This window comes from Arthrobacter sp. 01T428, assembly GCF_056398685.1.
Genome location: NZ_JBFTPW010000006.1, coordinates 152,883 through 171,818, shown reverse-complemented (window position 1 = coordinate 171,818; position 18,936 = coordinate 152,883). Strand labels below are relative to the sequence as shown.

The following is an 18,936-nucleotide window of genomic DNA, read 5'->3' as shown; positions in this document are numbered from 1 at the left end:
CTATTTCAGCAGGTTGGCGATCATGAACCCGAGGGCCACGATGCCGAGCGCGAAGATCACGATGCGCAGCGCGAGGGGCTTCAAACGCCGTCCCACTTTGGAGCCCACCAGACCGCCGATCAACGAACTGACCGCGATGACTGCCACCACCGGCCATTCGATCCGGCCAAAGGCAAACAAGAGGTAGGAGCAGGCTGCCACTACGTTGACGGCCAGCACCAGGATGTTCTTCATGGCGTTGGCGTTCTGGATGGTGCCGGTCATGAAGACACCCAGAATGCCAACGAGCAGGATGCCTTGGGCTGCGACAAAGTAGCCGCCGTAGACCCCCGCGAGGTACACCAACACCACCAGGATCACGGTGTGCCGCTTGTCGTGGATGGCGTGCTCCGGGTTGCCGGCCCGGTCCTGGACCCACCGTTGGAGTTTCGGCTGGAAGAGCACCATGAGCAGCGCGACCACAATCAGGATGGGAGCGGCGTAGTAGAAGACTTTTTCCGGAAGGTGCAGCAGCAGCCAAGCACCCGTGATGCCGCCAAGCAACGACGCCGGCAAGAGCCTGAGCAGTTGCCGGCCCCTGCCCCTGAGTTCGTGTCGGTAGCCCCAGGCCCCTGTCACGTTGCCGGCCACAAGCCCCATGGCGTTGCTGATGGTCGCCGTGACGGGCGCGTAGCCCAGGGCGATGAGGACCGGGAACGTCACCAGGGTGCCGGAGCCGACAACGCTGTTGATGGTTCCGGCCCACAAGCCCGCGAAAAAGATCAGGATGCCGCTAAGGATCTCCACTGCTTCTCGCTGCCCCGGCCTAGCGGCGGGCGGTGGCCGTGTATCGGCCGGAGTTTTCGGTCACATCCAGGGGCAGGCCGAAGGTGTTGCTGAGGTGTTCCGCGGTCAGGACTTCCTCGATGGGTCCTGCGGCAACCACCCCGCCGTCGCGAAGCAGCATGGCGTGGGTGAATCCCGGAGGAACTTCTTCAAGGTGGTGCGTCACGAGGACCATGGCGGGGGCGTCCTCGTCACGGGCGAGTTCACCCAGTTTGTGGACGAGCTCTTCGCGTCCGCCGAGGTCCAGGCCGGCGGCCGGCTCGTCGAGGAGGAGCAGCTCCGGGTCGGTCATGAGGGCCCGGGCGATCTGCACGCGCTTGCGCTCGCCCTCGGAAAGCGAAGAGAAGGAGCGGTTCAGCAGCGGACCCATGCCCCACTCGTTGAGAAGGCCGAAGGCCCGGCGCTCGTCGTCGCGCTCGTATCCCTCACGCCAGCGGCCGGTCACACCATAGGCCGCGGTGACCACGACGTTCAACACGTTTTCCTGTTCCGGGATCTGGGTAGCCAGGGCCGCAGAGGAAAGGCCGATCCGCGGACGGAGCTCGAACACGTCCACCCGGCCTAGCGTCTCGTCCAGGATCCCGGCCTTCCCGCTGGTGGGATGCATCCGGGCTGCGGCGATCTGGAGCAGAGTGGTCTTTCCGGCACCGTTGGGACCGAGGATGACCCAGCGTTCGCCTTCATTGACCTGCCAGTCAACCTTGTCCAGCAGGGTCTTGGTACCTCGGACAACGCTGACGGAAGCCAATTCAAGAACATCACTCATAGGAGTAGACACTAGGACAAAAATAGGGGCGATAGATAACTGGAACTCCGGTCACATGGTTTGCGCGACGACGTGGATGAAGCACGAGTTCGGGCGGCGGTTCCCCGCTCGCTAAGATTGCAGCCATGAGTTCGAACTTGACCGCGGTCAGCTATGGCGTGAATTTGTCCCTTTCGGAGCTTGAACACCTGCGCAAGGTCTTGTCCGGATCGGGGGCTACCTTCACGTCGGAGTCGCGTTCGGGCGACGAGCGCTTCGGGGTCTATACCATGGGCCTGGCCGTTGACGGGGCTACTGACACCGACTTGTCAGGCCTCCGGCGCAGGGTCGCCGAGGCCTCCGCACCGGGCATGGACACCGCGATTGTCGCCGACGCGCTGCGTGACGCTTCGCGCAAGCTGCTGATCATGGATGTGGACTCCACCTTGATCCAGCAGGAAGTGATCGAACTGCTTGCCGCGCACGCCGGCAAACGCGAGGAAGTAGCCGCCGTGACCGAGGCTGCGATGCGCGGCGAACTGGACTTCGCGCAAAGCCTCCACGCCCGGGTGGCGGTCCTCGCAGGCCTGCCGGCCGCCGTCGTCGACGCCGTCCGCGCTGAGGTGCGCCTGAGCGAGGGGGCCGCGGAACTCGTGGCCGCGTTCAAGGCCGCCGGCCATGCGGTGGCGGTGGTATCCGGTGGCTTCAACCAGATCCTTCGGCCCATCGCTGAGGAACTCGGCCTGGACTACTGGATCGCAAATGAACTTGAAATCGTTGACGGCTTCCTGACGGGCAAGGTCCTTGGCGACGTGATCGACCGCGCCGCCAAGGAGAAGTACCTTCGCGAGTGGGCAGCCGCCGAGGGAATCGACCTGGAGCACACCATCGCAGTGGGCGACGGTGCCAATGACCTGGACATGCTGGGCGCTGCGGGCATCGGTGTGGCGTTCAACGCCAAGCCTGCCGTCCGGGCGGTAGCCGATGCCGCCATCAACATGCCGTACCTGGACGCGGTCCGGCATATCGCCGGCGTTTAGGCGGAAATGCACGCGCAACGACGAAGCGGCCCGGGACAGTGTCATTCAGACAGTCCCGGGCCGCTTCTTTATGCGCTAAGAGGTGATCAGGCGCTCTTGCCGAAGTAATCGGCGCCGCCGACGTACTCGGTGTGGCCGCTCTCGACGTCGGCCGTGGCCATCTTCGCCACCTCGGCTGCGAACTCCTCCACCGAGTACAGCTTGCCGGCCTCGGCCCGGCGGGCCTCGATGGCGCCAGGGTTCGAGCGGTCCAGCAGGGTGGCCGTCACGGTGCCCTCGATCATGTCGCCGGAAACCACCACGAGGGAGATGCCCTTGTCGCTAAGGTTCGGCAGAAGTTCACGCAATGCGTCTTCGCCGGCGCGCTTGCTCCGGGCAACGGGCTCGTACTCGGGCATCGTGGGAACGGTCTCGACGAAGTGCGCCTGGTGGCTCGTGACGAACACCACGCGGGAACCTTCCGGCATCAGCGGAACTGCGGCGTTGAGCATGTTGATCTGGGCGTCGCGGTTCAGCTTGAGGGCGTAGTCCTCTTCCATGCCGGACTCCATGCCGCCGGAAGCGTTGAGCACGAGGACGTTCAGCGAACCGAATTCCTCCATGGCGGCGCTGGCCAGCGCCTGGACGCCTTCCTGCGTGGTCAGGTCCGCGCCAACGGCTACGGCACGGCCGCCGGCCGCCTGGATCTCGCCGACTACCTTGTTGGCCCGGGGGGCCTTCTGGCGGTAGTTGACGACGACGGCAGCGCCCTCGCCAGCCAGGATCTTGGCTACTTCAGCGCCGATGCCGCGCGAAGAACCGGTGACGATTGCCGTCTTGTTGTCCAGCAGTCCCATTCGTGCTCCTTTATTCAAAACGTCCAACTTGTTGAAAACATCCAACTTCTATTAATTCCGAGTCAATCATGCCAGCGGGATTGGTGATCTAGTGGCCCATGCCCAGGCCGCCGTCCACGGGGATGACGGCACCGGAAATGTATGCGGCTTCGTCACTGGCAATCCAGCGGACCACGTTGGCCACCTCGGAGGCTTCGGCAAAGCGGCCGGCCGGAACACTCGCCAAGTAGGCCTTCTGGGTGTTTTCGGGAAGCTCGGCGGTCATGTCCGTGTTGATGAACCCCGGTGCCACCACGTTCGCCGTGATGCCCCTGCTACCAAGTTCGCGGGTGAGGGAACGGGCGATGCCCACCATGCCCGCCTTCGAGGCCGAGTAATTGATCTGTCCCGGTGCGCCGTAGAGACCCGACACGGAAGAGATCAGCACAACCCGGCCCTTGCGCAGGCGGATCATGCCTTTGGAGGCACGCTTGATCACCCGGAAGGCGCCCGTGAGGTTGGTGTCGATGACGGACGTGAAGTCGTCCTCGCTCATGCGCAAAAGGAGAGTGTCCTTGGTGATCCCGGCGTTGGCTACCAAAACCTCCACGGGTCCATGGGCGGCCTCGACTTCCTTGAACGCTGCGTCGAGGGAGGCCTCGTCCGTCACATCGGCCTTGACGCCAAGGATGCCCTCGGGAAGGGGGGTTTCGCTGCGGTAGGTCACGGCGACCTTGTCGCCGTTGGCGAGGAATGCCTCTGCGATAGCCAGGCCGATGCCGCGGTTTCCGCCCGTGATGAGGACGCTGCGGGCGGTTGATACTGCTTCAGACATGCTGCTCTCCAGAGTTCCGCGGCAGGACTGTGCCGCTTGAAAGTGGGTGATTTCCTGCATCGATCTTAGCCGCCGCGAGGCCCCGGCCGCGGGTAGCTGCACCTGGCGCGGTTTGGGAGGCCCGTTCAAGGGTGAGAGAATTGAGGGAAGCCGTTGGAGCGTGATGAATCAGCCGTGACAAGAGATAGCAGTCCCCTGCAGGCGCCCGGGGACCCCGACGCCGTATCAGGTGACCCCGTGGTGCATAGCATTACCGACGCCGCCGCCGCCCACTCGGACGACATGCGCGAACGAATGATCAAGTACGCCTTGGCAATGGGTATCCGCTTGGTGTGCCTCCTCCTCATTTTCGTGGTCGACGGCTGGTTCAAGATCATCGCTGTCGCAGGGGCCGTGTTCCTGCCCTGGATTGCCGTAGTGATCGCCAATGGCAGCGACAAGGCCGAAGTCCACAGCGACGCCTTGCTGGACTACGTCCCGGCCGTCGAGCTGGAAGCGGCACCGGCTGAAGAAGGGGCGCCGTCGGCGGCGCCCGTCACTGTCCTGGAAGGCGAACTCATCGACGACGACGGCGACGACGCCACCGTCCAGGACGCTTCCGGTCCGGAACCAGCCGACAACACCGGTGCCAGCAAGCAGCGATATCCGCTCGGCGGGGAAGAACAGGCGGCTTCATGAATATCTTCACTATGGGCGGCCTTGGGCTGGAGAATGAAGAGCACGCGGGCCGGGGCGGGACGCATCCGGCCGTCTGCTCACGCAAGGCGTGCCGCGCCGAGGCGACGTGGCAGCTCCTGTGGAACAATCCCCGCATCCACACTCCCGAGCGCCGCAAAGTATGGCTGTCCTGCGAGGAACACCGGGAATGGTTGGAGGACTACTTGCAGACCCGCGGCCTCTGGAAAGAGACCATCCCGTTCGCGATGACCACTGACCCAGGCGAGGCCAGCTGAATGTACCGCTTTCTCTTTTCCAGCAAGTGGCTGGGCTACTTCGTCTTGGCCGTGATCTTCGCCACCGGCTGCGTCTTGCTGGGTCGCTGGCAAATGGACCGCAGGGCCGAGACGTTGGCCGAGATCAACCGCGTTGTCACCAACTACTCGGCCGCTCCCCTTCCCTTCTCCGCCGCCAAGGCGGAGTTCCAGTCCCTGGACCCCGAACGGGAATGGGCACAAGTTGAGCTCCACGGAAGGTATGACGTTGCGGGCCAACGAGTCGTCCGTAACCGTCCCCTCAACGGCCAGCCCGGGTACGAAGTAGTGGTCCCGTTCCGATTGTCGAGTGGCGACGCCGTGGTGATTGACCGCGGATGGTTGCCCATCGGAAACAAGACGCCCGGGCACCCCGACAGCATCCCGGCCCCGCCGGTCGGCGAGGTTACCGTCGTCGCCCGCTTGAAGGCCTCTGAACCGGATCTGGGCCGCGGCGCCGTGGACGGCCAGCTGGCATCGATCGACCTCCCTTCATATGCCACGGAGCTTGGCTATCCCATCATGACCGGGGCCTACGGGCAGCTCGCCACGGAATCGCCCGCCGTCCAGGTGATGCCCGCGCCGTTCGCCAAGCCGGCCACCGACGAGGGCACCCACCTTTCCTACTCCTTGCAGTGGTTCGCGTTCGGCGTGCTGATGTTCGTTGGTTTCGGCTACGCTGCCAGGCAACAGGCCCGCAATGCCCGGATTGATGCCGAGGACGAGGAAGAAGAAATCAGCGCGATGCCTCGTCCGAAGGCACCCGCGCCACGGAAATCAAAGCGGCCAACGGCCGAAGAAGAGGAAGACGCCATCCTGGATGCGCAAGGCTACTGAAACGATCCCGGCCTCCGTGCTGAACGTGAAGTCCGCCCTGACCGCGGCGGGCGCCCAGGACACGGTGCTCACCTTCGACGACGATGTCCCCACCGCCGCTGCGGCAGCATCCTTGCTGGGTTGCGACATTGCGGCCATCGCCAACAGCCTCGTCTTCGAACTCGACGGCACTCCCCTGTTGATTCTCGCGAGCGGGGCCGCGAAGGTGGACACCGCCTTGGTCGCGGATTCCTTGGGCACAGCCAGGATCCGCCGGGCTAGCCCGGACTTCGTCTTGGAGCACACCGGCCAGGCCGTAGGCGGCGTGGCTCCCCTTGGACACCCGCGGCCCCTACGAACCATCCTCGACATCTCGCTCGAGGAGCATCCACTGCTCTGGGCGGGCGCGGGTGACCATAACTCGATGTTCTCCATCAGTTACTGCGAACTCCAGCGGATTACGGCCGCCCAGCCCCTCAAGGTCCGCTGAGCCAGCAGTCCGCCGGGCTATTGATCCGGCGGAGCCGTCGTTCCGCTGCGGCCTGGGGCTAGGCTGTTGAGCATGGCTGAATACACCTACGTCACGTACATCGAAGGAACCGCGGACCAGATTTGGACGGCGCTCACGGACGCAGCCCAAAGCGCTGAATACTGGGGCCATGCCAATGTCTCGGATTGGAAGGCAGGTTCACGATGGGAACACCAGCGCACGGACGGCTCCGGAACCGCCGACGTCGTGGGAACCATCCTGGAAGCAACACCCCCGGCGCGCCTGGTGAACACGTGGGAGGATCCCGCGGTTCCAGCGGTGGTGAAGCCCGACGTTGTCACGTTCACCATCGAGTCGCATGACGGCATTGCAAGGCTCACGGTCCATCACAGGAACATCGCCGACGACGAACAGTTGGCGATCGCAGGCCGCGGCTGGTCGGCGGTCCTGTCCAATCTGAAAAGCTACATTGAACTGGGCCGCCCGCTTGCCTCCGTGCCGTGGGAAATGCCCTGACGCCGTGGGAAAGGCCCTGACCCTCAGCCCTAAGCGAGCGTGATGAGGTCCAGGTAGTCTTCGTTCCAGTGGTCTTCGACCCCGTCCGGAAGCAGGACAACACGTTCCGGGTTCAGGGCCTGCACGGCGCCCTCATCGTGGCTGACGAGCACGACGGCGCCGGAATAGTTTCGCAGTGCGCCCAGGATCTCGGCGCGGCTGGCCGGGTCGAGGTTGTTGGTGGGTTCGTCGAGTAGCAGCACGTTGGCACTTGAGGCCACGATCGTGGCGAGGGCCAGCCGCGTCTTCTCACCGCCGGAAAGCACACCTGCCGGCTTGTCGACGTCGTCACCCGAGAACAGGAACGACCCGAGGATCCCGCGGACCTCTGCGTCCTTCATGTCCGGAGCCGATGAACGCATGTTCTCCAGGACCGTGCGGTCGTGGTCCAGGGTTTCGTGTTCCTGCGCGTAGTAGCCCACTTTGAGCCCGTGGCCCGGGACGATATCGCCAGTGTCCGGCTTGTCCACCCCCGCGAGCATCCGCAGGAGGGTGGTCTTGCCGGCACCGTTGAGGCCCAGGATGACCACTTTGGAGCCACGGTCGATTGCCAGGTCCACGTCGGTGAAAATTTCCAGTGAGCCGTACGACTTGCTCAAACCCTCTGCCGTGAGCGGAGTCTTGCCGCACGGAGCAGGATCCGGGAAACGCAAGGCTGCCACGCGGTCATTCTCGCGGACTGCTTCCAGGCCGCCAAGCAGCCGTTCGGCACGCTTCGCCATGTTCTGCGCGGCCACGGCCTTGGTGGCCTTGGCACGCATCTTGTTGGCCTGGTCCATGAGGACCTGGGCCTTCTTCTCGGCATTGGCGCGTTCGCGCTTTCGGGCGCGCTCGTCGGTTTCTCGCTGCTGCAGGTAGCGCTTCCAACCCATGTTGTAGAAGTCGATCTGCGCCCGGTTGGCGTCCAGGTGGTAGACCTTGTTGACGGTGGCTTCCAGGAGCTCCACATCGTGGCTGATCACAATCAGCCCGCCCTGGTGGCCCTTGAGGAAGTCGCGGAGCCACGTGATGGAGTCTGCATCGAGGTGGTTCGTGGGTTCGTCCAGGAGGAGGGTCTCGGCGTCCGAGTAGAGGATCCTGGCGAGTTCCACGCGGCGGCGCTGGCCGCCGGAGAGTGTCTTGAGCGGCTGGTTCAGGAGACGCTCGGGAAGTGCCAGGTTGGAGGAAATAGCTGCGGCTTCCGCCTCGGCCGCATAACCGCCTCCCGCGAGGAACTCGGCTTCCAAACGGTCGTAGCGGTTCATGGCCTTGCGCTGGACCGTGGCGTCCTCGCTGGACATGTCCGTTTGCGCCTGCTTCAGCTTGCCCACCACCACGTCGAGGCCGCGGGCGGAAAGGATGCGGTCGCGTGCAAGCTGTTCCATGTCCGGGGTCCGGGGATCCTGGGGCAAGTAGCCAATCTCGCCACTGCGGGCAACCTTGCCGGCAGCGGGGAGTCCCTCACCGGCGAGGACGCGGGTGAGGGTCGTCTTGCCTGCACCGTTCCGGCCCACCAGACCGATTTTGTCCCCCTTGTCCACGCGGAAGCTCACCTGGTCCATGAGCAGGCGGGCGCCGGCGCGCAGTTCGAGTTCCTGGACGGTAATCAATTCGGGGGATGCCTTTCAATGGGGAACACCCGCAGCACCCGAAGTCAAGGCGCGGCTGAAGTGGAGGGGCCGAACAAACGGCCTTTACGATTCTACCGCCCACGGGGTCCCACACTCGCCAGCGCCAGGGCAGGGCGCGGAACGCCCCGAAATAGTAAGCACCCTTGCTACTATTTTCGGTGCGTGGTTAGGTGAAGGTAGGACGATTCCGAAGGAGGCTCTCGATGAGCAGCACAACAGGATCCGATGGCAAACACGTCCGGGCCCACCGCGGCCAGGATGAAGTCCCTTACACCGAACCACGCCGTGACCGGGTAGGAGATGTACCTGGAACCGGCCCTGGCTACACTGACAACAGCTACGTCGACGAGACGAGCAGCTACCCCGTGGTTCCCGCCGCATCAGACCCAAACGCCGCCACCCGCGAGACAGTCATCGCCCGCGAAAAGGAGCAGTTCGGCGGAATCAAGATCGGCTCGGCCTTCTTCGGTTGGCTGACCGCCACGGGAATGGCCGTGCTCCTGGTCGCCCTCGTGGCGGCCGCCGGGATCGCTGTTGGACTCGCGAACAACGCGAACGTCAGTGACGCAGCGAACCTGGCATCATCGCAGCCCGTTGGCATTGCCGGGATCATCGCGCTTCTGGTGATCCTGTTCCTCTCCTATTATTGCGGCGGCTACGTTGCCGGACGCATGGCCCGGTTCAACGGCATCAGGCAGGGGCTCATGGTCTGGTTTTGGGCAATTATTGTCGCCGTGCTGGTCGCGTTGCTGGGCTTGTTCGCCGGACCGCGGTTCAATATCCTCGCCACCGTGAACAGTTTCCCGAGGATTCCGGTGAATGAGGGACAGCTGAGCACCATCGGCATCATCGCCGCCCTGGTCGTGGCAGCAGTGACCCTCATCGCCGCGGCACTGGGCGGACTGGCTGGAATGCACTACCACCGCAGGGTTGACCGCGCGGGCTTTACCCCAACAGCAGAGGACGTCGAGGCTTAGCCAAGGCGGCTCCGGCAACCAACAGCGCCGCTCTTTGTACCTTGGCCCCAAGGCCCGGGCGCGTTGCTCGTGGACACCCTACAAAATGCAGTGTCAGGCCGCTCTGTAGTGTCGGTTTCAGGGGATTCCCTCTGCCCCGGCACCAGATAGGACTCACGATGAGCAGCACCGAAACCGCATCCACGCGAAAAACTTCACCCCGAACCCGCTGGACGTCCACGGACATCGGCCTCATCGCGGTATTCGCAGCCCTCGTGGCCGCCTCAACACTGATTCCAGGCATTCCTGTCGGCGCACTCGGCGTGCCGATCACCCTGCAGACCCTCACCGTCATCCTCACGGGCCTTGTGCTCGGCGGCGGACGGGCCTTTGCCGCCGTCGGTCTTTACACCCTGCTTGGTTTCGCGGGACTGCCGATCTTCAGCGGAGGTCGCAGCGGGCTCGGTATCCTGGCGACACCGTCGGCCGGCTACATCATCGCCTTTCCCTTGGCGGCGGCCGCCACCGGCTGGCTGGCGGCAATCGTGATCCGCAAGACCGTCAAATACCGCGCCGTTTTCCTGTTTGCCGCAGCCATGATCAGCACGATCGTCCTCATCCACGGCCTCGGAGTGCTTGGCTTCATGGTCAATGGCAAGTTCGACTTCGCCAAGGCATTCCTGGCCGACCTGCCCTACTACCCCGGCGACACCATCAAGAACGTCCTTGCTGCGATCATCGCCGTCTCGCTCCACAAGGCCTTCCCGGACATCCTGGTCCGCCGCGTCAAGTAAAGCGGGAACAATCAGTACATGAACACCATCATTCTCAGCGAAGTCGCGGTGCGCGTAGCCATCGATGGCAGCCCGGCGCCCAAGACTTTGCTGCAGGACGTCTCCTTGGAACTCACGGAGCAACGCATCGCAGTCATCGGGGCCAACGGCTCGGGAAAGTCCACCCTTCTGCGCTTGCTCAACGGCTTGGTGGCGCCCAGCGAAGGCACCGTCAGCGTCAACGGCGCCGACAGCTTGCTTGACGTCCGCCAGGTCCGCAGCCAGGTAGGATTCGTGTTCACCGACCCCCTGTCGCAATTGGTCATGCCGACCGGGCGGGAAGACGTCGAACTATCACTGCGGCGTTCCATCAAGAACTCCAAGGAGCGTACAGCCCGGGCGGAAGCTGTCCTGGAACGGTTCGGGCTCCTCGACCTTGCCGACCAAAGCATTTACGAGCTGTCCGGCGGCGAACGGCAACTACTCGCCCTGGCCGCAGTCCTCGCGGTAAACCCCGGCGTGTTGGTCCTCGACGAGCCGTCAACATTGCTGGACCTGCGCAACCGGGAGCTGCTCCGGCGGACCCTTGCGGGCCTGGAGCAACAGATCATCATGTCCACCCACGATCTCGACCTCGCCCTCGAAGCGGATCGTGCCCTGGTGGTGGATTGCGGACGGATAGTGTTCGACGGCGGAGCAGCCGACGCCGTCGAACACTACCGCGCGCTGTGCGCCGCTGAGCCCGCACATGGCAAGGTCGAGGCGACGTGAGGGGCCACGGGGTCCTGATCCCGAATTACGTGCCGGGCGACTCGATCGTGCACCGCACTCCCCTATGGCTCAAGTTCCTGCTCGTTGCCGGCTGCGGCCTGGCGTCGTTCCTCGTTGTCGACTGGCTTGTCTCGGCAGCCGTCCTCGGGGTGATGTGCGTGCTCTTCCTGCTCAGCGGCGCGGGGCTCAAACGTCTCGCGCGTTCCGTGTGGCTCGTGACGCCCATCCTCGCCGTGATCGGCGCCTTCCAATGGTGGCAACTGGGCGGCCCCGTAGCCGCGCGGATCGTGCTCAATGTGCTGGTCTGCGTCGTTGCGGCGTCGGTATTGACGGTCACGACTCCGGTGCAGGCGTTGCTGGACGGGGTGGTTGCCCTGTCCAAGCCGTTCAAGCGGTTCGGGGCGGACCCCGAGCGTTTCGCGCTGACCATCGCCATTATGCTACGCAGCCTTCCGTTCATCGCCGGCGCATTCTCCGATGTCCGTGACTCAGCCCGTGCGCGCGGCCTCGAACGCAATCCCCGCGCCCTGGTACTGCCGGTATTCATCACCACGGTTGCCTATGCGCGCCAGACCGGCGATGCCCTGGCCGCGCGCGGTCTTGGCGACGCGGAAGACTAATTGCCCTGCAACTGGGAGTACTGGAACATTGCCGCCGTGCCCATGCCACCCGCGATGCTGATCATTGCCAGTGCCAGGCTCTCCCGGCCGGGCTGATCTTCGGCAATCCTGCGGGCCTGGGCAAGTAGCCGCGTTACCAGGACAGCGCCCGACGCACCGTAGGCGTGTCCCAACGCCAGCGCACCGCCGTCGAGGTTCGCCCGTTCCGGTTCCACTCCCAGCGCCTCAAGGCAGGCGAGGGTCTGCGAAGCGAATGCCTCGTTGAATTCCACGAGGTCCAGTTCCGCAGGTTCAAGATCGAGCCCGGCCAGCAACCGTCTGGCCGCCACCGAAGCTCCGAGCCCCAGCAATTCCGGGTCCACGCCCGCGGTGTCACAGCCCAGGACGAGCAATCCGTCGGCGGCACCAAGCTGCCGTGCTCGCTCGAGTGAAGTGATCACGACGGCGGAGGCCGCGTCAGCGTCGAAGCACGAGTTTCCGGCGGTAACAGTGCCGCCCGGTACGAATGCCGACGGAAAGCGGGCCATGAGTCCGGCCTTGAGGGATGCCCGGGGTCCGTCATCCGCCTGCACTACGACGCCCCCGGCTTCCAAGGGAACAATTTCGGAGGCGAATGCGCCGGCGGCACGGGCAGCGACGGCGCGCTCGTGACTCCGCACGGCGAACCCGTCCTGTTGTTCCCGGCTGACGCCACACTCCCGCGCTACGTTTTCAGCGGCCACACCCATGTCCGGATCCCCGAACCCGGGCGGCACGAAGGTGGCGCGGGTGTAGAAGTCCGGCTCGCCGTCGGGGTCCGGATTTCGCCTGGCACGCAACGGAGCAGTACTGATGCTCTCCACACCCCCGGCGAGGAAGACGCCGTTACCCCCCGCGGCCACGAGCCGGGAGGCCAGGGCGATGGCGTCGAGTCCGGAACCGCACTGCCGGTCCACGGTCAGTCCTGGAACACCCACGGGCAGTCCCGCGAGCAATGCGGCATATCTGGCCAGGTTTCCGCCCCCGCCCACCGCATTGCCGATGACGACGTCGCTGACGCCCGAGCCGGCAACACCGGTGGCTTTCAGGAGTGAGCGCAGCACGGGAGCGAGGAGTTCCTCGGCGCGAAGCGGCTTCAGTTGCCCATTGGCCCGGCAAATTGGTGTACGCAAGGCGGCGATGATCACCGGCTGGCGCGAGGGGTCCAGCCCCGTGGCCCGCTCACGGCTAGGCAAGGGGTTTCGCCCGCGGATCGTTGTTCTCAATCCAGTCGAGCAACATTTGGCGGCTGACCTTCCCGCGGTCCGTCACGGGCAATTCGGACAGGGTGAAATACCGCAGGGGTCGCTTGTCCCGGGCGAGCAAACCGTCCAGTCCCGTCTTCACTTGGGTTGCCGTCACCGAACCATAGGCGGGTACGATTCCGGCGACGACTTTCTGGCCGCGCACTTCGTCCAACATCCCGGCCGCTACAGCCGCCGAGACCCCGGGGACCGATGCCAGGGCGAGTTCCACCTCGTGGGGATAGACGTTCCTCCCGGAGGTGATGATCATGTCGGACCGACGGCCGAGGATGTGGAGGACACCGGAGTCCACATAGCCCTGGTCCCCCACCGTGTACCAACCGTCAAAGCACCGCAGCGCTTGGCCGTCGTCGCCCCACAGATACCCGTTGCTGACCATGCCGGAGCGGACACAGATATTCCCGTCTGCCCCTTCGGGCCGCTCCGCGCCGTCGTCGTCCATGATCTTGAGTTCGACGCCGGGAAACGGTTGGCCGATTCCCGTTCCGCCGGCGTCGAGCGGTTCCCCGGCGGCAAGGCGCGTTCCGGAAACGAAACTGAGCTCGGACGCACCGTAATACTCGAAAATTGCCGCATTGGGCGCCCACCGCCTGGCCGCCTCAAGGGTACGGGCGTCCAGCTTCGAGCCTGCGCAAATAATGCTCCGAACACCGGATGCGTCCACGCCCCCGGTCAATCCGCGCTCGCTCAAGAGGCGCAGCATCGTAGGCACGAGGACAAGGCGGGTGACGCCGTCGTAAGCGATGGCCGCGTGGACATCGCCGACGTCGAAGGTCTCCAGGGTATGGAAGGCCGCCCCGGCATACAGGCATTCGGACAAGGCGTAGAGGTTCAAGCTCGCGGCCAGCGGTCCGGGCGCGAGCGTCCTGTCCTCCCGTGTGAGCCCGAAGAATTCGATGGAGGCGTCAAACGAGACCTGCCACGAACGCCGTGAACGGGTGAAGGCCTTGGGCACGGACGTGGTTCCGGATGTCAGGCCGATCAGGAACGTGGAGTCCGGATCGCCGTCGGACAGCTCGTCGGCATTGCCACGCTCGCGGCCGGTGGCGGACCCGGCTTGCCTCATCCTTCCGGTGACCTCATCGATCATGGCGTGCGGCCACAACGGGTCGAGCACGGCGCAGCGCCGCTCGCCGGCCACCGCGGCCGTGTACGCCACCACGAAGTCCAGGGAATTGGGCTCGGCGAGTATCGTCGTCGCGGCGGTCTCGCCCAGGCGCAACGTTGCGGCGTCCCGAAGGTCAGCCCAGTTGAGCCGTTTGCCGCCGACGACGACGGCGGTGTCGTCGGGGCGGTCATCGGCCCAGAGCTGAAGTTTGTCCAGAAAAGGCATCATCGAATTTTAGCCTGTGCGGCAGCTCCCCGGCCTTCTGTGACGCTGTGCGGGTACGACGACGGCCGGTCACCTTCGCTGGAAGGTGACCGGCCGTCGTCGTACTCTAATCGGGCGGTGGGGATCCTAGATGTTGAAGCCGAGTGCCCGCATCTGGTCCTTGCCGTCGTCAGTGATCCGCTCGGGACCCCATGGCGGCATCCATACCCAGTTGAGGCGCCAGTCGTCGACGATGCCGTCGAGGGACTGGCCGACCTGCTCCTCGAGGACATCCGTCAGCGGACAGGCCGCCGTCGTCAACGTCATGTCGATGAGCAGGGCGCCGTCCTCCTCCGAGTATTTCAGACCGTAGAGCAGCCCAAGGTCCACCACGTTGACACCGAGTTCCGGGTCAATGACATCCTTGAGCGCCTCCTCGACGTCCTCGAGGCTGGTGCGAGCCGCGTTGATTTCGGTCATGGCGGGAGTCCTAACTAGGCCTGTGCTGCTGCGGCAGCAGCGATGGTGGCTGCGCCGGCGCCCGTGGCGTAACGGTCGTAGCCTTCTTCTTCGAGGCGGTCGGCCAATTCGGGGCCGCCCTCTTCGACAACCTGGCCATCAACAAACACGTGGACGAAGTCCGGCTTGATGTAGCGCAGGATGCGGGTGTAGTGGGTGATGAGCAAAGTACCCATGTTGCCCGTGGCGTGGGCGCGGTTGACACCCTCGGAGACGACCTTGAGCGCGTCGACGTCCAGGCCGGAGTCGGTCTCGTCAAGCACGGCGAACTTCGGCTTGAAGAGTTCGAGCTGGAGGATCTCCACGCGCTTCTTCTCGCCGCCCGAGAAGCCCTCGTTGACGTTGCGCTGTGCGAAGTCGGCGTCGATGCGCAGCTGCTGCATGGCCGCCTTGACATCCTTGGTCCAGGTGCGGAGAGCGGGAGCTTCGCCGTCGATTGCCGTCTTGGCGGTGCGCAGGAAGTTGGTCATGGTGACGCCCGGAACCTCTACGGGGTACTGCATGGCCAGGAAGACGCCTGCACGGGCGCGCTGGTCAACGGTCATGGCCAATACGTCTTCGCCGTCGAGCGTGATGGTGCCCCTCGTGACGTTGTAGCGCGGGTGGCCGGCAATGGTAGACGCCAGGGTGGACTTGCCCGAACCGTTGGGGCCCATGATTGCGTGGGTCTCGCCGGTCTTGATGGTCAGGCTGACGCCCTTCAGGATCTCCTTGGTACCCTGCTCCGTCTCGATGCTGACGTGCAGGTCCTTGATCTCAAGAGTAGACATGCTCTTCTTTCTTTCGTAAGTCTTTAGGCACTTGGCGCTCAGTAGTTCTGTACTGACGCGCCGTTCACAACGTTGGTCACGTCCACGTAGACGTCGTCACCGTCGAGGGTGACGGCGAAGACGGGGACGGGGTCATAGGCAGGGAGCTGCAAGGGCTGTCCGGTGCGGAGATCGAACTGGGAGCCGTGGCCCCAGCATTCGATCGCGCAGCCTTCGATTTCACCCTCGGCGAGCGAAATGTCCGCATGCGAGCAGGTGTCGCCGATGGCGTGGATCTCCCCCATCGAGTCCTTGACGATGGCTACGGGGTAGTCATCGATCAGGATGCGCAGCGCCTGCTTGACCTGGATCTCGTTGGCGTTGCATACCAGTTCGCCTTGTGGCTGATCGCTCATAGTCTGTTTTCCCTGCTTGGCTTGAATTAGTTGTCGCTCGCGGCGAGCTCACGCTCAACAGCTTCGGTGAGGCGCTCTTCGAGTGCCGGTACCTTGATCTGCTGGATGATCTCGTTGAGGAAGCCACGGACCACCAAACGGCGGGCGACGTCTTCCGGAATGCCGCGTGCCATCAGGTAGAACAGGTGCTCATCGTCGAAGCGGCCGGTGGCGCTGGCGTGGCCGGCACCCTCGATCAGACCGGTCTCGATTTCCAGGTTCGGCACCGAGTCGGCGCGTGCACCGTCAGTGAGGACCAGGTTGCGGTTGGCCTCGTAGGTGTCGGTGCCTTCTGCTTCCTTGCGGATCAGGACGTCGCCGACCCACACCGTGTGCGCGTTGCGGCCTTGCAGGGCGCCCTTGTAGAGGACGTTGGACTTGCAGTTGGCCACGGCGTGGTCAACAAACAAGCGCTGCTCGAGGTGCTGGCCGGCGTCGGCGAAGTACAGGCCGAACATCTCGGCTTCCGCGCCCGGCGCCGTGAAGCGCGTGGACGGAGTCATGCGCACGACGTCGCCGCCGAGGCTGACCACGATGTGCTTGAACTTGGCGTCCCGGCCCAGCTTGGCCTGCTGCGAAGAGGCGTGAACGGCGTCGTCGTTCCATTCCTGGAGCGAGATGACCGTCAGGTCGGCACCGTCTTCGACGAGGATTTCGACGTTCTCCGAAACGATCGCGCTGCCCTGGTGGTCCAGGACGATCCGGGACTTGGAGAAGCGCCCTGCCACGAGCACGATGTGCTGGGCGGAAGCTTCAGTCGAGGTGCCGGTCAGCAGGACGGACACTTCGCCGTCGAGCTGGAGCTCCGCGGGCACCGTAATGACGGTGGCCTCGGTGAAGTTCTCCCAAGCGTTGGCGGACACGCGGTCCTCCGGGATGGCTGCGGAGCCGATGCGGACGTCGTCCCGCCCCACGGTCTCGACGACGACGCCTTCCGGGGCGGTCACGGCGACCGACGGTGCCGAACCGGAGAGGACCTCGTTGTGTAGGCCGCGAAGCCGCTTGAGCGGGGTGAAGCGCCAGTCTTCTTCCAGTCCGGTGAGGGGCTTGAAGTCGGCCAGCTTGTACGAGGTCAGTCGACCTGCGCGCGAACTGTCCGGAATTCCAACGCCGCCGCCGTGGGAGTGGCTCTTGGCCGAGGCGCCCGCAAGCGGTCCGGCCGAAGGAGCCTGTTCCGAGGTCTTTTCCGAGGTGGAAGACGTGTTCGTGCCGGTGTTGACAGGCGAGAGGTTCTCGCCTTCTTCGGTGAAGCCGTCAATAAATGGCTGTGCCGAGGGCGCGCCGATGCGGGCCTTTTCAGTAGTGATTTCAGTCATTGCTAACCGACGGATCCTTCCATCTGCAGTTCAATCAGGCGGTTGAGTTCAAGGGCGTATTCCATGGGCAACTCACGGGCAATCGGCTCGATGAAGCCGCGCACGATCATGGCCATGGCCTCGTCCTCGGGCATACCGCGTGACATCAGATAGAAGAGTTGCTCCTCACTGACTCGGGAAACGGTGGCCTCGTGACCCATCACCACGTCATCCTCGCGGATGTCGATGTAGGGATAGGTGTCGGAACGGGAAATGGTGTCTACCAGCAAGGCGTCGCAACGCACCGTGTTGGCGGAGTGCTTGGCGCCTTCGCGGACCTGGACCAGGCCTCGGTAGGCTGCACGGCCGCCGCCGCGGGCAACGGACTTGGAAATGATGGAGCTCTTGGTGTTCGGCGCGATGTGGACCATCTTCGAGCCGGTGTCCTGGTGCTGGCCTTCGCCGGCGAAGGCGATGGACAGGGTCTCACCCTTGGCGTGCTCGCCGACCAGGTAGACAGCCGGGTACTTCATGGTCACCTTGGAGCCGATGTTGCCATCGATCCATTCCATGGTGGCGCCTTCTTCGCAGATGGCGCGCTTGGTGACCAGGTTGTACACGTTGGTGGACCAGTTCTGGATGGTCGTGTAGCGGACGCGGGCGCCCTTCTTCACGATGATTTCCACCACGGCGGAGTGCAGCGAGTCCGAAGTGTAGATCGGAGCGGTGCAGCCTTCGATGTAGTGGACGTAGGAGTCTTCGTCCGCGATGATCAGGGTCCGCTCGAACTGGCCCATGTTCTCGGTGTTGATACGGAAGTAGGCCTGCAGCGGGATGTCCACGTGGACGCCCTTGGGGACGTACACGAAGGAACCGCCGGACCACACGGCCGTGTTCAGCGACGCGAACTTGTTGTCGCCCACCGGAATGATGGTGCCGAAGTATTCCTGGAAGATCTCCGGGTGCTCGCGGAGCGCGGTGTCGGTGTCCAGGAAGATCACGCCCTGCTTTTCCAGGTCCTCGCGGATCTGGTGGTACACGACCTCGGACTCGTACTGCGCGGCCACGCCGGACACGAGGCGGCTGCGCTCGGCTTCCGGGATGCCCAGCTTCTCGTAGGTGTTGCGGATGTCCTCGGGGAGGTCTTCCCACGTGGCAGCCTGCTTCTCGGTGGAGCGCACAAAGTACTTGATGTTGTCGAAGTCGATGCCGGAGAGGTCTGCACCCCAGGTGGGCATGGGCTTGCGGTCGAAGTACTTCAAGCCCTTCAGGCGCAGGTCCAGCATCCATTGCGGCTCGTTCTTCTTGGCCGAAATGTCGCGGACTACCTCTTCGTTGAGACCACGGCGTGCGTTGGCGCCGACGTCGTTCTTGTCGGCCCATCCGTACTCGTAGTTGCCAATACCGTGCAGCTCGGGATTCTTCTCCAGAATCTCCGAGATCACAGCACCGTCAGCTAGCGCTTTCTCTGCTGTTCCTTCAGCTAATTGACCCGTCATCA

At 64.2% G+C, this 18,936-nt stretch carries 22 protein-coding genes; 10 read left to right on the top strand and 12 right to left on the bottom strand.

All coding sequences use genetic code 11. The features are described from left to right. The gene (locus tag AC1DJB_RS09440; protein WP_059389254.1) at positions 1 to 786 is read right to left on the bottom strand and encodes a sulfite exporter TauE/SafE family protein; all 786 of its coding nucleotides are present in this window, start codon (positions 784 to 786) and stop codon (positions 1 to 3) included. A gap of 19 nt (positions 787 to 805) precedes the next feature. Next, positions 806 to 1,591, bottom strand: a complete 786-nt coding sequence (locus tag AC1DJB_RS09435; protein WP_059389255.1) for an ABC transporter ATP-binding protein — start codon at positions 1,589 to 1,591, stop codon at positions 806 to 808. A gap of 125 nt (positions 1,592 to 1,716) precedes the next feature. On the opposite strand from AC1DJB_RS09435, the gene serB reads away from it, so the two are divergent. Beyond that, on the top strand, positions 1,717 to 2,610 hold the full coding sequence (gene serB / locus AC1DJB_RS09430; protein ID WP_284988201.1) for a phosphoserine phosphatase SerB: 894 nt from the start codon (positions 1,717 to 1,719) through the stop codon (positions 2,608 to 2,610). 86 nt (positions 2,611 to 2,696) lie between these two features. Here the strand turns inward: serB and AC1DJB_RS09425 are convergent, their stop codons facing one another. Both AC1DJB_RS09425 and AC1DJB_RS09420 read right to left on the bottom strand, forming a co-directional pair. Then, on the bottom strand, positions 2,697 to 3,446 hold the full coding sequence (locus AC1DJB_RS09425; RefSeq protein WP_284988202.1) for an SDR family oxidoreductase: 750 nt from the start codon (positions 3,444 to 3,446) through the stop codon (positions 2,697 to 2,699). 88 nt (positions 3,447 to 3,534) lie between these two features. After that, positions 3,535 to 4,260, bottom strand: coding sequence for a beta-ketoacyl-ACP reductase (locus tag AC1DJB_RS09420; RefSeq protein ID WP_476910157.1), 726 nt, complete (start codon positions 4,258 to 4,260; stop codon positions 3,535 to 3,537). Between the two features lie 153 nt (positions 4,261 to 4,413). On the opposite strand from AC1DJB_RS09420, the gene AC1DJB_RS09415 reads away from it, so the two are divergent. The 5 genes from AC1DJB_RS09415 (at position 4,414) to AC1DJB_RS09395 (ending at position 7,053) form a co-directional block, all read left to right on the top strand. Next, positions 4,414 to 4,938: a DUF3099 domain-containing protein gene (locus tag AC1DJB_RS09415; RefSeq protein WP_441437877.1), complete on the top strand. Its 525-nt coding sequence runs from the start codon at positions 4,414 to 4,416 to the stop codon at positions 4,936 to 4,938. After that, positions 4,935 to 5,213 (top strand): hypothetical protein, encoded by a 279-nt coding sequence (locus AC1DJB_RS09410; RefSeq protein WP_059389258.1) that lies wholly within the window; start codon positions 4,935 to 4,937, stop codon positions 5,211 to 5,213. Before AC1DJB_RS09415 ends, AC1DJB_RS09410 begins: the two co-directional genes overlap by 4 nt. Next, entirely contained in the window at positions 5,214 to 6,068 is an 855-nt protein-coding gene (locus tag AC1DJB_RS09405) for an SURF1 family cytochrome oxidase biogenesis protein (RefSeq protein WP_441437876.1), read from the top strand. It abuts the gene before it with no gap. Next, entirely contained in the window at positions 6,052 to 6,537 is a 486-nt protein-coding gene (locus AC1DJB_RS09400) for a YbaK/EbsC family protein (protein ID WP_441437875.1), read from the top strand. Before AC1DJB_RS09405 ends, AC1DJB_RS09400 begins: the two co-directional genes overlap by 17 nt. Before the next feature lie 72 nt (positions 6,538 to 6,609). Beyond that, a complete protein-coding gene (locus AC1DJB_RS09395; RefSeq protein ID WP_059389261.1) occupies positions 6,610 to 7,053 on the top strand; it encodes an SRPBCC domain-containing protein in 444 nt (147 codons plus the stop codon). Between the two features lie 29 nt (positions 7,054 to 7,082). Here AC1DJB_RS09395 and AC1DJB_RS09390 read toward each other — a convergent pair whose 3' ends face one another. Continuing rightward, positions 7,083 to 8,681, bottom strand: coding sequence for an ABC-F family ATP-binding cassette domain-containing protein (locus AC1DJB_RS09390; protein WP_306959633.1), 1,599 nt, complete (start codon positions 8,679 to 8,681; stop codon positions 7,083 to 7,085). A gap of 224 nt (positions 8,682 to 8,905) precedes the next feature. Between AC1DJB_RS09390 and AC1DJB_RS09385 the strand changes: the two genes are divergently transcribed. From AC1DJB_RS09385 to AC1DJB_RS09370, 4 genes are all read left to right on the top strand, one after another. Further along, complete coding sequence (locus AC1DJB_RS09385; protein ID WP_441437874.1) at positions 8,906 to 9,679, top strand: YrzE family protein; 774 nt, start codon at positions 8,906 to 8,908, stop codon at positions 9,677 to 9,679. Positions 9,680 to 9,837: 158 nt separating this feature from the next. Further along, the gene (locus AC1DJB_RS09380; RefSeq protein ID WP_059389263.1) at positions 9,838 to 10,452 is read left to right on the top strand and encodes a biotin transporter BioY; all 615 of its coding nucleotides are present in this window, start codon (positions 9,838 to 9,840) and stop codon (positions 10,450 to 10,452) included. 18 nt (positions 10,453 to 10,470) lie between these two features. Then, entirely contained in the window at positions 10,471 to 11,202 is a 732-nt protein-coding gene (locus AC1DJB_RS09375) for an energy-coupling factor ABC transporter ATP-binding protein (protein WP_441437873.1), read from the top strand. Beyond that, a complete protein-coding gene (locus AC1DJB_RS09370; protein ID WP_059389265.1) occupies positions 11,199 to 11,822 on the top strand; it encodes an energy-coupling factor transporter transmembrane component T family protein in 624 nt (207 codons plus the stop codon). Before AC1DJB_RS09375 ends, AC1DJB_RS09370 begins: the two co-directional genes overlap by 4 nt. Here the strand turns inward: AC1DJB_RS09370 and AC1DJB_RS09365 are convergent. The 7 genes from AC1DJB_RS09365 to sufB all read right to left on the bottom strand — a co-directional run bounded on the left by AC1DJB_RS09365 (position 11,819) and on the right by sufB (position 18,934). Next, on the bottom strand, positions 11,819 to 13,036 hold the full coding sequence (locus AC1DJB_RS09365) for a thiolase family protein (protein ID WP_441437872.1): 1,218 nt from the start codon (positions 13,034 to 13,036) through the stop codon (positions 11,819 to 11,821). The genes AC1DJB_RS09370 and AC1DJB_RS09365 overlap by 4 nt on opposite strands. Then, complete coding sequence (locus AC1DJB_RS09360) at positions 13,029 to 14,438, bottom strand: class I adenylate-forming enzyme family protein (RefSeq protein ID WP_476910156.1); 1,410 nt, start codon at positions 14,436 to 14,438, stop codon at positions 13,029 to 13,031. Before AC1DJB_RS09360 ends, AC1DJB_RS09365 begins: the two co-directional genes overlap by 8 nt. Before the next feature lie 126 nt (positions 14,439 to 14,564). After that, positions 14,565 to 14,897 (bottom strand): metal-sulfur cluster assembly factor, encoded by a 333-nt coding sequence (locus AC1DJB_RS09355; protein ID WP_059389266.1) that lies wholly within the window; start codon positions 14,895 to 14,897, stop codon positions 14,565 to 14,567. Between the two features lie 14 nt (positions 14,898 to 14,911). Continuing rightward, a complete protein-coding gene (gene sufC / locus AC1DJB_RS09350) occupies positions 14,912 to 15,706 on the bottom strand; it encodes a Fe-S cluster assembly ATPase SufC (RefSeq protein ID WP_284988212.1) in 795 nt (264 codons plus the stop codon). A 38-nt stretch (positions 15,707 to 15,744) separates the two neighbouring features. Beyond that, a complete protein-coding gene (locus tag AC1DJB_RS09345) occupies positions 15,745 to 16,101 on the bottom strand; it encodes a non-heme iron oxygenase ferredoxin subunit (protein WP_059389267.1) in 357 nt (118 codons plus the stop codon). Positions 16,102 to 16,127: 26 nt separating this feature from the next. After that, the gene (sufD, locus tag AC1DJB_RS09340; RefSeq protein WP_284988213.1) at positions 16,128 to 17,456 is read right to left on the bottom strand and encodes a Fe-S cluster assembly protein SufD; all 1,329 of its coding nucleotides are present in this window, start codon (positions 17,454 to 17,456) and stop codon (positions 16,128 to 16,130) included. A 2-nt stretch (positions 17,457 to 17,458) separates the two neighbouring features. Then, positions 17,459 to 18,934 (bottom strand): Fe-S cluster assembly protein SufB, encoded by a 1,476-nt coding sequence (gene sufB / locus AC1DJB_RS09335; protein ID WP_284981344.1) that lies wholly within the window; start codon positions 18,932 to 18,934, stop codon positions 17,459 to 17,461. Positions 18,935 to 18,936: the final 2 nt, after the last annotated feature.